This is a genomic window from Streptomyces sp. PA03-3a (genome assembly GCF_033792735.1).
Classification (GTDB): domain Bacteria; phylum Actinomycetota; class Actinomycetes; order Streptomycetales; family Streptomycetaceae; genus Actinacidiphila.
In genome coordinates, this window is record NZ_JARAVM010000022.1 from 38440 (window position 1) to 51867 (window position 13428).

Here is a 13428-nt window from a genome sequence, read left to right on the forward strand (position 1 = left end):
GCCGCACCATCCAGAGCGCTATACGGCCCCCAGACCGCGGTAGGCGTCGCGCGTCCGCCCCGCGATGTGCGCCCACGTACGGTCGCGGGCCACTCGTGCGCGGGCGGCGTCACCCATCATCCGCCGTCGATTCGGACTATAGAGCAATATTTCGAGCGCATCCGCCCAGGCTTGTACGTCTCCTGGCGGAATCAACCTTCCGTTCACCTGGTCCTCGACCAGTTCACCCATCGCCGTGACGTCGCTCGCCGCGACGGGAAGACCACTGGCCATGGCCTCCACCGGCTTGAGAGGCGTGACGAGCCGGCACACCCGCGCCCCCGTCCGGGGCACCGCGAACACGTCCAGCACGGCGTGGTGGGCCCGCACCTCGGCGTACGGCACACGCCCCGTGAACAGGGCGGCGTCCCCCAGGCCCAGCCCGGCCGCCTGCCGCTGCAGCGCGGGCCGCAGCGGGCCGTCCCCCACGATCAGCAGGCGCAGCGGCACCCCCCGTCGGCGCAGTTCGGCCCCGGCGCGCAGCAGGGTGCCGACGCCCTCGTGGGGCGTGAGCGTGGAGACCGTGCCCACGACCACCTCACCGGGGCCGATGCCGAGGCGGGTGCGCAGGTCACCGGGGTCGGGCAGGGGCTGGAGGAACACGTCGTCCACGGCGTTGGGCACGACCCGCACCCGTTCCTCGGGCACGCCCCGGGAGACGATCTCCTCCTTCATGGCCTCGCCGAGGGTGAGCACCAGGTCGGCGGCCTTCATGCAGTGCGTCTCCAGGGTGCGCCGCTCCCGGTAGGACGCGCTGTCACGGCCGCGTCCGGGCCCCTGGGTCAGCCAGGTCTCCTCCAGGAAGCCGCGCACCTCGTAGACGACCGGCAGGCCGAACGATTCACGCAGCGCGAGGGCCACTCGGCCATTCGGGTGATCGGTGGCCGCGTGCAGCACCGCGGGGCGGAGCCGTTCGACGAGCCGGGCGGCCAGTTCGGCGTTGCGGGCGAGGGCGGCCTCCGGCGTCCCCGGCATCCGCAGGGGCAGCAGACGGTGGTAGGGCACCCCGTCCACGACCTGCGCGGGCCGTCCGTCCCAGACCCCCTGGGCCACGGGGAAGCCCAGCCGGGTGACGACCTGCGGGTCCAGGCCCGCCTGCCGCTGGGCGCGTGCGATGGCGTGCGTCCTGACGGTGTAACCGGCGTCGCGGTACGGCAGGGAGTTGGTGACCAGGTGCAGCACCCGCCCCGGCACCGCCGTCCCCGGGACTCCGGCAGGGGCGGGCACGCCGCGCGGCCCGTACCGGCGGGCGCCGCCGCGCCCGCGGTGCGGATCGCGCTCGGGGAGCCGCGCCAGCGCCCGCCGGGCGGGCCGCCGCGCCGGCCCCGGGGCGACCCGCAGGGCCAGGGACGCGGCGCGCAGCGGGTCGTCCCGCAGATGACGTACCGCCACCGAGGCGGCGAGAATCAGGGCACGAAGAGTACGACGACGCACATTCCCACCCTAAGCACGTCCAGTGAACGGGAGGCACCGTGCTCGGCTCGGTGGTCCACGTGGTCGGTGCCCGGCCCAACTTCGTCAAGGCCGCCCCGGTCGTCGCAGCGCTGCGCGCGGCCGGGCAGCCGCAGTCGGTGGTGCACACCGGACAGCACTACGACGAGCGCATGTCGCACGTCTTCTTCCGGGAGCTCGGCCTGCCCGAGCCGGACGTGGACCTCGGCGTCGGCTCCGGCAGCCACGCCCGGCAGACCGCCGCCCTGCTGACCGCGCTGGAGGACGAGCTGGCGGCCCGCGCCCCCGCCCTGGTCACGGTCTACGGGGACGTCAACTCCACGCTCGCCGCCGCGCTGGTCGCCGCCAAGCTGGGACTGCCCGTGGCGCACGTGGAGGCGGGCCTGCGCAGCTTCGACATGACGATGCCCGAGGAGGTCAACCGCCGGCTGACCGACCAGCTCTCGGACCTCCTCTTCGCCACCAGCCCGGAGGCGGTGGGCCATCTGGCGCACGAGGGCGTGGACACCGCCCGGGTGCACTTCGTCGGCAACCCGATGATCGACACTCTCCTGGCCCATCTGCCGCGCTTCGACCCGCGGGCCGCACGCGCCGCCCACGGTCTGCCCGGGCGCTACGGCGTCGTGACGCTGCACCGGCCCGCCAACGTCGACGACCCGGCCGCCGCGGCCGCCGCCGTGGCGGCGCTGCGCGAGGCGGCGCGGCACCTGGAGCTGGCGGTCCCGCTGCACCCGCGCGGCCGGGCCGCGCTGGAGGCGGCCGGGCTCGGCGACGCACCCGGCATCCGGATCCTGGAGCCGCTCGGCTACCTGGAGTTCATGGGGTTGCTGCGGGGCGCCGCCGCGGTGGTCACCGACTCGGGCGGGGTGCAGGAGGAGACCACCGTCCTGGGTGTGCCCTGCCTGACGCTGCGTCCGAACACCGAGCGGCCGGTGACGGTCACCCACGGCACGAACCGCCTCGTGACCGCCGACGGGCTGGCCCCGGCCCTGCGCAAGGCACTGGACGGCGACGCCCCCGCCCCCGAAGGCCCCCCGCTGTGGGACGGCCGCTCGGGCCCCCGCATCGCCCGCGTCATCACCGAGTGGCTGGACCACCATGTCTGAGCCGCGCCCGCTCGACCCGCTCGCGTACGGGGACGGCCGCCCCGGCGGGCACGAGGACCTCGGCCGCGACGGCCCCGGCGGCCTCGACCGGCCGGGGAACGAGATCTTCGACGCCCTGCGGGTCGCGCAGGTGCTGCGCATCGCCGGCGACGGCGAGAGCGCCGGCGACCGGCCGCTCGTGCTCGACGCGAGCTGCGGCGAGGGGCACTTCGCGCGGGCCCTGGCCCGCTGCGGCCACCTCGTCGACGCGATCGACGCCGGCCCCTCGGCGGTGGACCGCTGCCGCGCGCTCGGCGGCGGCCCCCGCTACGCGGTGGCGGAGATGTCGCAGTGGCGCAGCCCGTGGCTGTACGACGTGGTGCTCGCCGTGGACGTGCTGTTCCGCGTCCTCGACGACGCCGCCTGGCGGGCCGCGCTGGTCAACCTCGCCTCCCTCGTCCGGCTGACCGGCCGGCTGGTCGTCACCGACGAGGACGCGCCCGGGCGCGTGGCGCGCGGCGACCGCGTCCTGCACCGCCCGGCGGCCGAGTACCGCGCCGCCGTCGAACCGCTCGGTCTGCGCTACGGCGGCTTCACGCCGTACGGTTTCCGGGAGAGCAGGGTCGGTTTCCACGTCTTCACGAGGACCTCCTGATGCGCCTTCTCGATCTGCTCCACCCGCACCTGGACGGGGTGACCGAGGTCGTCGACGCAACCGGCGGCGGCCTCCCGCTCGGCCCGTACCTGCACCTTCCCGAGGGCGTGCGGCTGCGCCCCTCCCCGCCCGGCGACGGCGAACCGGTCGGCGGTGGACGGCTGGCCCTGCTCAGTTACGGCCCCGACCCCGCCCGGCACGGCGACGAGGCCGCGTGCCTGGCGGCGCTGCGTCGCATGCGGCCCGGCGGCAAGGGCCTGATCGTGTTCGGCCACCCCGGCGCCGAACTGCCGTACCACCGGCTGCTCGACTCCCTGGTGGCGCAGCGCTGCCAGGTGCTGCGGGCGGCCGCTCTCGACTATCTGCACCTGCACGGCGGCGCGGTGTTCACCTGCACCGAGGCCCTGCTGCCGCTCCTCGACCCGGCCGGGCGGCCCGTGCCGGACGGGGACGCCACGGCGCTTCGGCTGGCCGGCGAGTACGTCCTGGCGGAGTTCGTGTCGCGCGCCGGACGGGCCCGGCTGCTGGAGCTGGAGCGGCGGCACGAGGAGGACGGCCGCGCCCTGGAGGCGCTGCGGGACGGCACGGACGGTGAGCGGACGGGGGCCGTCACCCGCGAGCGCGACCGGCTCGCGGCGGAGTTGCGGCGCGCCCGGGAGCGCATCGGGGTGCTGGAGGCCCGCATCGCCATGCTGCAGGGCTCGACGTCACTGAGGGTGGGCCAGGCGCTGGTCTCGGCCGCCCGGTCCCCGGTGCGCGGTTCGAAGCGGCTGCCCGGCGAGCTGTACGGGATGTGGCGCGGCCGCGGCAAGGGCGGCCGTCCGTCGGCCCCACCGGCCGGTGCCGCCGCGCCAGCGGCTGACCCGGCGGCCGACGGGCACCTGCACCTGGCCCACCGGGCGTTCACGGCCGGCCCGCGCGACCGGCTGGTCGTCGCCGGCGTGCTGGACGCCGCGACCGCCGCCGACTTCGGCCACGACGCCGTCGTCAACCGTGCGCTGCCGCACGACGCCCGGCAGGTCGCCGAGCGCACCGACCCGGACGTGCTCGTCGTGCAGCTCAGCGCCTGTCTCTCCGGCCCGTGGGCGCACACCGGCACCGGTGCCGCCCCCGACCTGGACCGGCGGCTGGCCGAACTCCTCGCCGCCGCCCACGCGCTCGGCCGCACCGCCGTGCTGTGGCGGGACGCCCCCGCCTCCGCCGCCCCGGGTCTGGCCCCCTTCCCCTGGGACGCCGTGCTCGACGGGGACACCGGGGTGCAGCCGGCCCGGCTGGACCCGGCGACGGTGGACCGCGCGGGCCTGCGGGAGATCTTCGTCTCCCGGGCCACCCGGGTCCGGCTGTCGGAGCTCGCCAGGATCGCCGGGGCGCCGGACCCGCTGGACGCCCGGCGGGTGGCCGTGCTGTCCGCCCCGCGGGACGACGCCGAGATCTCGCGCCTGGTCGCGCAGGTCATGGCGCAGCGGCACCGTCCCGCCGAGGTGCTGGTGCCCGCACCGGGGCCGGCCTACGCGGAGCTCACCGCGGGCGGGGTCACCGTGCGGGCCGCGGCGGACGGGCCGGGAGCGCCCTGGATCGCGGACTGGTCGGACCTCGCGGAGGAGCGGTCGGCGGTCCACCTGCTGGACCTGATGTGCGCCCAGGAGTGCTCCGGGGCCGACGCGGTGGCTTTCAGCGCGCACACGGCGGGCTTCGTGCCGCACGTCAACGGCTTCCGCCCGGCGCTGGTGCGCAGGACGCTCTGGCCGTCCCCCGGGGCGGGGCGGCTGTTCACGATCCGCCCGGAGGAGGTCCAATGACGGGCACGCGCACGGTCAGGGCGATGGTCTACGGGGACGTCGACCTCAACCTCATCGACGGTTCCGCGGTGTGGGCCCAGTCGACGGTGCAGGCGCTGGCCCGGGCCGGCTGCGCGACGCGGCTGGTGCTGAAGGCACCGGTGCGCACCGGGCGGCTGGTCGATCCGCTGGCGGAGCTGCCGGGGGTGTCCGTCGTACCGTCCGGGCACGTCCTGTCCCCTGTCCAGGCCTCCCGGGTGCTGCGCGAACGGGACGAGCAGGAGCCGTGCGACCTGCTGGTGCTGCGCGGACGGCGGCTGGTGGCGCAGGTCGTCGCCGACGGCGCCTTCGACGGGCGGATCTGGGCGTACCTCACCGACATCCCGCAGTCCGCGGCGCTCATGACGGAGGAGGCCGTGGACGAGCTGACCCGGATCGCCGAGGCGTCGCGCTATCTGCTCTGCCAGACCGAGGAGTTGCGCTGCTTCATCGAGGCCTGGGTACCGGCCGCGTGCGGCAGGTGCGTGCTGTGTCCGCCGAGCGTGCCCGATCCGGACTTCGCGGTGCCGGAGCACGACGCGACGGGCGACCCGGTGCGCATGGTGTACACGGGGAAGTTCGCACCGCGCTGGAACACCCTGGAGATGACGGAGCTGCCGGACGCCCTGGCCGCCCGGGGGATCAGTGCCGAACTGCACACCGTCGGCGACAAGATCCACGACGACCCCCGGCACCCCGGCTTCCACGCGGCCATGGAACGCGCGCTGCGCACCGCGAACGGTGTGGTGCACCACGGCGGCACGCCGCGCCAGGAGGCCATGCGGATCGCCGCGGGCTGCGACCTGGGGCTGGGCTGGCGCCGGCCGGAACTGGACGCGAGCCTGGAACTGTCCACCAAGGTGTTGGAGTTCGGGACGCTCGGACTGCCCGTCGTGCTCAACCGCACCCCCGCGCACGAGGCGCTGCTCGGCGCCGACTACCCGCTGTTCGTCCCCGGCGGGGGCACCCTCGACGACGCGGCGGAGGCGGTCGCCACCGCCGTCGGCTCCCCCGAGGCCTACCGTGCGGCCGCTCTGCGCTGCCGCGAGGCCGCCGGCCGCTTCTCACTGGACCGGGCCGCCGAGCGGCTGCGGGGACTGATCGAACGGGCGCTGCCCCCCGTACCGGCCGGGCTCGCCGGACGCGGCCGGCCCCTGCGGGTCGGCGTCGCCGGGCACGACCTGAAGTTCTTCACGCGGCTGCTGGACCACCTCCAGGCCCTGCCCGGGGTCGAGGTGCGGGTCGACGCCTGGGAGGCGCTGGCCCGGCACGACGCGGCGGCCAGCCGCGACCTCGCCGCCTGGGCCGACGTCGTCGTCGTGGAGTGGTGCGGGCCCGCGGCCGTCTGGTACAGCCGTCACAAGCGGCGCGGCTCGCGGCTGCTGGTGCGCCTGCACCGCTTCGAGCTGTACGCCGGCTACCCCTCGCAGGTGGACATCGACGCCGTCGACCGCGTCGTGTGCGTCAGCCCGCACTACAACCGGCTCACCCGGGAACGCACCGACTGGCCCCAGGAGAAGCTCGTCACCATCCCCAACTGGGTCGACGACCGGCAGCTGGACCGCCCCAAGGTCCCCGACGCCCGGCACCGCCTCGGCATGATCGGCATCGCGCCCTCGCGCAAGCGCCTCGACCTGGGACTGGACGTGCTCGAGGCCCTGCGGTCCAGGGACCCTCGGTGGCGGCTGTCGGTGAAGTCCAAGATGCCCTGGGACTACTGGTGGATCTGGAACAAGCCGGAGGAGCGGGCGCACTACGACGCCGTACTGAGGCGGGTGCAGTCCGGCCCGCTGGAGGACGCCGTGGTCTTCGACGACTTCGGACCCGACGTGGCGAGCTGGCTGCGGCGCATCGGCTTTGTGCTCTCCACCAGCGACGACGAGAGCTTCCACCTCGCCCCCGCCGAGGGCATGGCCTCCGGCGCGGTACCCGCCCTGCTGCCCTGGCCGGGCGCCGACGCGATCTACGAGCGCCGCTGGATCCACGACTCGCCCGAGGCCATGGCGGACGCCATCGCGGCGCTCGCGGCCGACGGCTGGGAGGAGGCGGGCGAGCAGGCCCGCGACCGGCTGCGCGAGACCTTCGGGCTGGACACGGTCCGCGCGGCGTGGACGGAACTGGTCACCGGCTCGGCGCCGTGACGCCCACGAGGCGGCCGGCAGGGGGCGGTCACCGCGGCGGAGGCGGCGGCCCTCGCGCGGGTGGCCACGGCACGGCTGTAGCGCGTCGTGAAGACCACGGGGAGGGCGACACCGCGGACGACGTCCCTCGCAACGTCTGGCCCGCCACCCAGAGCCAGCTCTACACGGAGCTGAACCGGCTCGCCGAGGCCGGACTCGTGACCGTCGCCGCCGAGGGGCCGCGCGGGCGCAAGGAGTACACCGTCACCGAGGCCGGCCGCGCGGAGCTGCTCCACTGGCTCGTCGAGGCCGAGCCGCAGCGCAACCGCCGCAGCGACGCGCTGCTGCGGGTCTTCTTCCTCAACCACGTCGGCCCCGGGCAGGCCCGCGCCTACGTGGAGCGGGAGGGTGCGCAGGCCGCGGAGCACCACGAGGCCCTGCTGGAGGTCGAACGCTCCGTCGACTGCGACGAAGGCGGTGACCTCGCGTTCTACGGCCGGCTGACCCTGGAGTGGGGTCTGCGCTTCACCAGGATGCAGCAGGAGTGGGCCGCCTGGGCGGCGGAGCACATCGGTGATCGCGCATCGCGGGACACCGCCCGGCCGTAACATGGCGCCGGGGTGGTGACTGGAGGTGCGCATGACCACGGATGAGTCACCGTACGACGTACTCGTCGTCGGCGGTTCCGGGGTGGACACCGTGGTGCGGGTGGACAGCCTGCCCGTACCGTTCGTGGACTCCCTGGGGGTGGAGCCGGTCCGGGAGTGGCCCGGCCAGACGGGCGGCAACGTGGCACTGGGCTGCCGCGCGCTCGGCATGAGCGTGAAGTTCCTCGACTTCGTCGGCGAGGACTGGGTCGGCACCATGCTCCGGGAGCGCCTGGCCAAGGGCGATGTCGACTTCGAGCCGCTGATCTCCCCCGCCGGGACCCGGCGGGCCGTGAACCTCGTGGACGCGACGGGTCACCGGATGTCCTTCTACGACGGACGTGACCCCGCGGACCTGCGGATGCCGCGCGAGTTCTATCTGCCGCACCTGCGCCGGGCCCGGCACGTGCACCTGTCGATCTCTCACTTCGCCCGCTTCCTCTACGACGACATCGAGGAACTCGGCCTGCCCGTCTCGACCGACCTGCACGACTGGGACGGACTGGCCGAACACCAGCGGGAGTTCGCCCGCCGCTCCGACCTGGTCTTCCTCAGCGCCGCGGGAGCGGGCGAGCGCATCGCGGACGTGATGCGCGGAATCCTGCGCGACGGCCGCGCCCAGGCCGTGATCGCCACCGCCGGCGCGGGCGGCGCCTATCTGCTCGCGCGCGACGGGGGCAGCACGCCCCGGCACATCCCGGCCGTCGCCCCGCCCGGCCCGGTGGTGGACTCCAACGGCGCGGGCGACGCCTTCCTCTGCGGCTTCCTCTACGGGCGCATGCGCGGACTGGACTTCGGGTCCTGCGCCCGCCTCGGCGCGAGCGCGGGTGCGTACACCTGCACGGCGGGCGGCAATCTGGCCCTCATCGACGCCGCGACGCTGGATTCCGCTCAGGTCTCCCGCTCCGGCTCGTAGTCGGCTTCCTCCAGTCCGAAGGTCCAGGCGACGCCCTCGCGGGCCGTCCGGGTCCGCGGCGGCACCCGCAGCCAGTAGGTGCGGTGGGTGCCGTCCGGCTCCGGCGTGGAGTTGACGACCTCGACCATCACCAGCGGCTCGTCCCCCTCCAGTTCGATCCGCCACAGCACCCCGGCTGCGTCCCGCTGCACGGGCTCGGCTCCGGACTCCTCCAGGTAGCGCTCGTAGCCGTAGTGCTCCAGCATCACCCGGCGCAGCTCGGCGTTCTCCTCCTCGCGTATACGGCCGGGGGTGAGCCCGGCGAGCCCGTCGAGGAACTCGGCGGGGACCGGCATGCCGCGCCAGGCGTGCAGCGCGAAGCCGTCCGCGAAGGCCAGCGCGGGGCCGTCGCCGCGGTCCAGCCGGCCCGCCTCGTCCCGGTGCAGCTCCAGGGGGCGTTCGGCGACGACCGCCGTCCGCTCGTACGGCCACCACCAGCCGGCGTTCCGGGCGACCGCGGCGATCCCGGCCAGCTCCCCCGTGCCCTCCTCGCCGTCGAAGGCCGCCAGCCACGCCGCGTCGTGCTGCCCGAGCACGGCGTCGAGCAGCGCGAGCCGCACGGCCTGCCCGCCCCCGGGCACCCTCGGTCCGGCGTCCACCACGGCGGTCCGTATCCGCTCGGTCAGCAGCACCGTCGTGTCCCACAACTGCGCGCCCGTGACGGCCCAGTGGTCCGCCCACCCGGCCGGTCCGAGCCGGTCGGCGACCCGCTCCCGCGCAACGGCCCACGGTCGCGTGCGCACCGCATCGCGCACGCTGCCGCCCGCGGTGCCGTCCGCCGTCAGGCGCATGGCCAGGGCCACCGCCTCCAGCGGTGAGGCCGCCCACACGATCCGTTCCGGCTCCGCGAGTCCGGCCAGCCGGTAGGCCAGGCGTACCCCGCCCTCCGCGGCCGCCCGGTCCGCCGGTCCCGTCGCCGCCACGACCTCGCGCCACAGCGCCGCCCGGTCCGCTGCCGGCACCGCCGACGTGCCCGTGCCCGTGTTCGCCACCGTCGTCATCGCTCCGCTCCCCCGTCCTCGTCAGTCCGCCACGACGCGCACCGCGCCGGGCGCGTACTCGCGCTGCCGCACCACCCGGTACCAGCCCTTGGGCAGCGGTATCGCGGCGTGCTCCTCGTGCACCACCCGCCCGCCGTCGGGCAGATGGAGGTACGCCGCCCCGAACGGCCCGGCCTCGCGCACCAGCGTCCCCGGACCGACCACCGCGTGGGCGTGCCCCGTCACCTCGCCGAGGGCCAGCACGAGCCTCCCCCGCACGTCCCTCGGCTGGCGCGGCAGCCGGTCCGTGCCCGGCGGCACGGCCGCCTCCGCTACGGGCACGATCAGGACGTCCCCCTGCCGGTACATGCGTGTCTCCCTTCGCCGTCGGCACCCGCCGACCCGATGTCCACGACGCTACGCGGGGGGTGTGACAACGCCCCCGGACGGCCTGTGCACAGCCCGCGGCAGCCGCTGTCGGAGCGACTTGGTAGAACTCTTCGCGGGCCCGGTACCACCGGCTCGACGCACCACCGGCTCCACAGCGGCACCGCATCCAAGGCACCACCCACACACAGCACCGCGTCCGTCCACCTCGGGAGACCACCGATGTCCCACGTCGAACATCTGCAGGAACTGAACGGCCTGCCGGCCTTCGACTTCCCCGCGCCCGGCGCGCGGCAGGAGCTCCCGGCGGCGGGCGCGGTGGCGTGGCGGCTGGCCGTCAACCCCTGGGAGGACGACGCGAAGGAGACCTTCGCGCAGTTGTGGGACCGCTTTCTGGAGACGGTCGAGCCCGCGGGCGTGCGGGCCCTCGTCCTGGGCCAGTGGGGCGAGCCGTACGACAACGACTCCGGTGTCCTCGTGCGGCTGCTCGTGGACGCGCGCGAACGGCTGACCGCGCTGGAGGCCGTGTTCCTCGGCGACCTGGAGATGGAGGAGGCCGAGATCTCCTGGATCGAGCAGTCCGACGTGACGCCGGTGCTCGAGGCCTATCCGCGGCTGGAGGAGTTCGGCGTCCGCGGCGGCACCGGACTGCGCTTCCCTGCGACCCGCCACCAGCAGCTGCGCACGCTCCGCTTCGAGGCGGGCGGCCTGCCCGGTGAGGTGGTCCGCGGTGTCGCCGCGAGCGAACTCCCGGCGCTGGAGCACCTGGAGCTGTGGCTGGGCGTGGAGGAGTACGGCGGCGACGCCACGGTCGCCGACCTCGCGCCGGTCCTGGCCGGCGGCCGCTTCCCCGCGCTGCGCCATCTCGGCCTGCGCAACAGCGAGATCCAGGACGAGATCGCCGCCGCCGTCGCCGCTGCCCCCGTCGTGGCCCAGCTCTCCTCGCTCGACCTGTCCCTGGGCGTGCTCACCGACGAGGGCGTGACCGCCCTGCTCGCCGGCCAGCCGCTGACCCACCTGAACTGGCTGGACCTGCACCACAACTTCGTCACCGAGCCGGTCGCCGAGCGCGTGCGGGCCGCCCTCGAGCCCTCGGGCGTCGAGGTCGACCTCTCCGAACCCGGCGACGAGGACGAGTGGGACGGCGAGGTCCACCGCTACACCGCCGTCGCGGAGTGAGGCCGTCATGACCGTCACACGTCACCTGGAGACCTTCCACGGGCTGCGCGTGCACACGCTGCCCGAGGCCGGCACGGCCGAGCTGCCCGGCCCCGACGCCGTGGCCTGGCGGCTGGACTGCTTCGAGGCCGGCGAGATCCCCTTCCCCGAGCTGTGGGGCCACTTCACCGCGGCGGTCGACACCACGCGGGTGCGCGCGCTGGTCCTCGGCCCCTGGTGGGACGACGAGTACTCCGAACTGCGTCCCGCGCTGGAACTGGTGCTCGCGGACGCGGAGCGTTTCCCCGCGCTGCGCGCCCTGTTCCTCGCCGACGTGACCGGCGAGGAGTGCGAGGTCTCCTGGCTGCAGCTGACCGACGTCACGCCCGTCCTCGAACGCTTCCCGCTGCTGGAGGAGTTCGGTGTCCGTGGCGGCGACTCGCAGGGGCTGGGCGAGGAGCCGCTGTCGCTGCGTCCCGTCCGTCACGAGGCGCTGCGCGTGCTGCGCCTGGAGTCCGGCGGGCTCCCCGGCGCGGTGGTGCGGGCGGTCGGCGCCTGCGAGCTGCCCGCGCTGGAGCGGCTGGAGCTGTGGCTCGGCGTGGAGCAGTACGGAGGGGACTCCACGGTCGCCGACCTCGCGCCGGTCCTGGCCGGCGGCCGCTTCCCCGCGCTGCGCCACCTCGGCCTGCAGGACAGCGAGTTGCAGGACGAGATCGCGGCGGCGGTGGCCTCCGCTCCCGTCGTCGCGCAGCTGGAGACGCTGAGCCTGTCCATGGGCACCCTCACCGACACCGGCGCCGAGGCACTGCTGGGCGGCCAGCCGCTCACCCACCTCAAGCGGCTCGACCTGCACCACCACTACCTGAGCGATGCCGTGGCCGAGCGGCTGCGCGCCGTCGTGGGCTCCGCGGGCACCGAGGTCGACCTGTCGGAGCACTGCGAGCCGCATCACTGGCGGAACGAGGAGTGGCGCTATGTCGCCGTCTCCGAGTAGCGGTACCGGCGGTGCGCTCCGCATCGCCGTCGTCGGCAACCCCGGCAACCGCAGGACGACCCTCTTCGCCGACGCGGTGCGTGCCGCGGGCCATCCCGCGCCCCGCGTGCTGGCGTGGCGCGACGTGCTGCGCGGACGGTACGCCTTCGCGCCCGGCGAGTTCGTGCGCGTCGACTCCCCCGGTGAGGACGCCGAGGTCGACCGGCTGCTGCGGGGCGCCGACGACCCGGCCCGGGTCGAGGGCACCGCGTTGTGGTACCGCCGCTTCACCGCCGCGGTGCGCGAGGTGACGGAGGCGGCCCGCCGGGCCGGCGCGGTGCCGTCGGCGGACGCCGGGGAGATCGCCGTCCTGTTCGACAAGCGGCGCTGCCACGCCCGGCTCGCCGCCGCGGGCGTCCCGGTGCCGCCCGCACCCGACGGGCCGCCGGTGCGCGGCTGGGACGAGCTCAAGGACCGCCTGCGCGCCGCCCGGATGCCCAGGGCCTTCCTCAAACCCGCGCACGGCTCCTCCGCCTCCGGGGTGGTGGCGCTGGCGACGGCGGGCCCGGGACGGGTCAAGGCCACGACCTCGGTGGAGACCACCGCCGACGGGCGCCTGTTCAACTCGCTGCGGGTCCGCGAGTACCGCACGGAGCCGGAGGTCGCCGCCCTCGTCGACGCGCTGGCCCCGGACGGGCTGCACGTCGAGCGCTGGCTGCCCAAGGCGTCGCTGCACGGCCGGGCGGCCGACCTGCGGGTGGTGGTGGTCGCCGGCCGCGCCACGCACGCCGTCGTCCGCACCAGCCGGCACCCGATGACGAACCTGCACCTCGGCGGCGTCCGCGGCGACCTGGACGCGGCCGGCGCCGCGATCCGCGCCGCGGGCGGCGACTTCGGCGATGTGCTGGCGACCGCGGAACGGGCGGCCGCGTGCTTCCCCGGCACGCTCTGCGTCGGCGTGGACGTGCTGCCCACGACAGGCTGGCGCCGCTTCGCCGTCGGCGAGGTCAACGCCTTCGGCGATCTGCTGCCCGGGCTCACCGGCCTCCCGGGCGGCGGCGCCGAGGGCCTGGACACCTACGCCGCCCAGGTCGCCGCCGTACCGGCCGCGATGGAACGCGCGCGACGCGAGGAGCACCACCATGACGCCACCGCTTGAC

12 protein-coding genes are annotated in these 13428 nt (G+C 75.4%); 9 read left to right on the plus strand and 3 right to left on the minus strand.

Translation table 11 applies throughout. The features are described from left to right. Positions 1–18: 18 nt before the first annotated feature. Positions 19–1473 (minus strand): glycosyltransferase family 4 protein, encoded by a 1455-nt coding sequence (locus PV342_RS25145; RefSeq protein ID WP_500318726.1) that lies wholly within the window; start codon positions 1471–1473, stop codon positions 19–21. Positions 1474–1511: 38 nt separating this feature from the next. On the opposite strand from PV342_RS25145, the gene wecB reads away from it, so the two are divergent. From wecB to PV342_RS25175, 6 genes are read left to right on the plus strand one after another with little or no spacing between them, the layout of a single operon-like run. Then, entirely contained in the window at positions 1512–2597 is a 1086-nt protein-coding gene (gene wecB, locus PV342_RS25150) for a non-hydrolyzing UDP-N-acetylglucosamine 2-epimerase (RefSeq protein WP_500318727.1), read from the plus strand. Then, positions 2590–3231 carry a class I SAM-dependent methyltransferase gene (locus PV342_RS25155; RefSeq protein WP_500318728.1) on the plus strand — a complete coding sequence of 214 codons (642 nt, stop codon included), beginning with the start codon at positions 2590–2592 and terminating at the stop codon, positions 3229–3231. The genes wecB and PV342_RS25155 overlap by 8 nt, the downstream gene beginning before the upstream one ends. After that, entirely contained in the window at positions 3231–5030 is a 1800-nt protein-coding gene (locus tag PV342_RS25160; protein WP_500318729.1) for an NACHT domain-containing protein, read from the plus strand. The genes PV342_RS25155 and PV342_RS25160 overlap by 1 nt, the downstream gene beginning before the upstream one ends. Then, positions 5027–7189, plus strand: a complete 2163-nt coding sequence (locus PV342_RS25165; RefSeq protein ID WP_500318730.1) for a glycosyltransferase family protein — start codon at positions 5027–5029, stop codon at positions 7187–7189. The genes PV342_RS25160 and PV342_RS25165 overlap by 4 nt, the downstream gene beginning before the upstream one ends. Then, positions 7186–7776, plus strand: coding sequence for a PadR family transcriptional regulator (locus tag PV342_RS25170; RefSeq protein ID WP_500318731.1), 591 nt, complete (start codon positions 7186–7188; stop codon positions 7774–7776). The genes PV342_RS25165 and PV342_RS25170 overlap by 4 nt, the downstream gene beginning before the upstream one ends. Positions 7777–7807: 31 nt before the next feature. After that, positions 7808–8731, plus strand: a complete 924-nt coding sequence (locus tag PV342_RS25175; RefSeq protein WP_500318732.1) for a carbohydrate kinase family protein — start codon at positions 7808–7810, stop codon at positions 8729–8731. Here the strand turns inward: PV342_RS25175 and PV342_RS25180 are convergent. Next, entirely contained in the window at positions 8707–9771 is a 1065-nt protein-coding gene (locus PV342_RS25180) for a DUF6745 domain-containing protein (protein ID WP_400807137.1), read from the minus strand. The two genes, PV342_RS25175 and PV342_RS25180, sit on opposite strands and share 25 nt — an antisense overlap. Before the next feature lie 21 nt (positions 9772–9792). Next, a complete protein-coding gene (locus tag PV342_RS25185) occupies positions 9793–10119 on the minus strand; it encodes a DUF8820 family protein (RefSeq protein WP_361011344.1) in 327 nt (108 codons plus the stop codon). Between the two features lie 240 nt (positions 10120–10359). Between PV342_RS25185 and PV342_RS25190 the strand changes: the two genes are divergently transcribed. The 3 genes from PV342_RS25190 to PV342_RS25200 are packed head-to-tail and all read left to right on the plus strand — an operon-like array spanning position 10360 to position 13427. Beyond that, complete coding sequence (locus PV342_RS25190) at positions 10360–11316, plus strand: STM4015 family protein (RefSeq protein WP_400807139.1); 957 nt, start codon at positions 10360–10362, stop codon at positions 11314–11316. A 7-nt stretch (positions 11317–11323) separates the two neighbouring features. Next, complete coding sequence (locus tag PV342_RS25195; protein ID WP_500318733.1) at positions 11324–12289, plus strand: STM4015 family protein; 966 nt, start codon at positions 11324–11326, stop codon at positions 12287–12289. After that, positions 12270–13427 carry an STM4014 family protein gene (locus PV342_RS25200; protein ID WP_500318734.1) on the plus strand — a complete coding sequence of 386 codons (1158 nt, stop codon included), beginning with the start codon at positions 12270–12272 and terminating at the stop codon, positions 13425–13427. The genes PV342_RS25195 and PV342_RS25200 overlap by 20 nt, the downstream gene beginning before the upstream one ends. Position 13428: the final 1 nt, after the last annotated feature.

What these genes read in the sequence shown, in the direction of transcription:
- PV342_RS25190 (WP_400807139.1), top strand. Translation starts at nt 10,360, where the DNA reads ATGTCCCACGTCGAACATCTGCAGGAACTGAACGGCCTGCCGGCCTTC.
- PV342_RS25165 (WP_500318730.1), top strand. Translation starts at nt 5,027, where the DNA reads ATGACGGGCACGCGCACGGTCAGGGCGATGGTCTACGGGGACGTCGAC.
- PV342_RS25195 (WP_500318733.1), top strand. Translation starts at nt 11,324, where the DNA reads ATGACCGTCACACGTCACCTGGAGACCTTCCACGGGCTGCGCGTGCAC.
- PV342_RS25155 (WP_500318728.1), top strand. Translation starts at nt 2,590, where the DNA reads ATGTCTGAGCCGCGCCCGCTCGACCCGCTCGCGTACGGGGACGGCCGC.
- PV342_RS25180 (WP_400807137.1), bottom strand. Translation starts at nt 9,771, where the DNA reads ATGACGACGGTGGCGAACACGGGCACGGGCACGTCGGCGGTGCCGGCA.
- PV342_RS25175 (WP_500318732.1), top strand. Translation starts at nt 7,808, where the DNA reads ATGACCACGGATGAGTCACCGTACGACGTACTCGTCGTCGGCGGTTCC.
- PV342_RS25185 (WP_361011344.1), bottom strand. Translation starts at nt 10,119, where the DNA reads ATGTACCGGCAGGGGGACGTCCTGATCGTGCCCGTAGCGGAGGCGGCC.
- PV342_RS25200 (WP_500318734.1), top strand. Translation starts at nt 12,270, where the DNA reads ATGTCGCCGTCTCCGAGTAGCGGTACCGGCGGTGCGCTCCGCATCGCC.
- PV342_RS25160 (WP_500318729.1), top strand. Translation starts at nt 3,231, where the DNA reads ATGCGCCTTCTCGATCTGCTCCACCCGCACCTGGACGGGGTGACCGAG.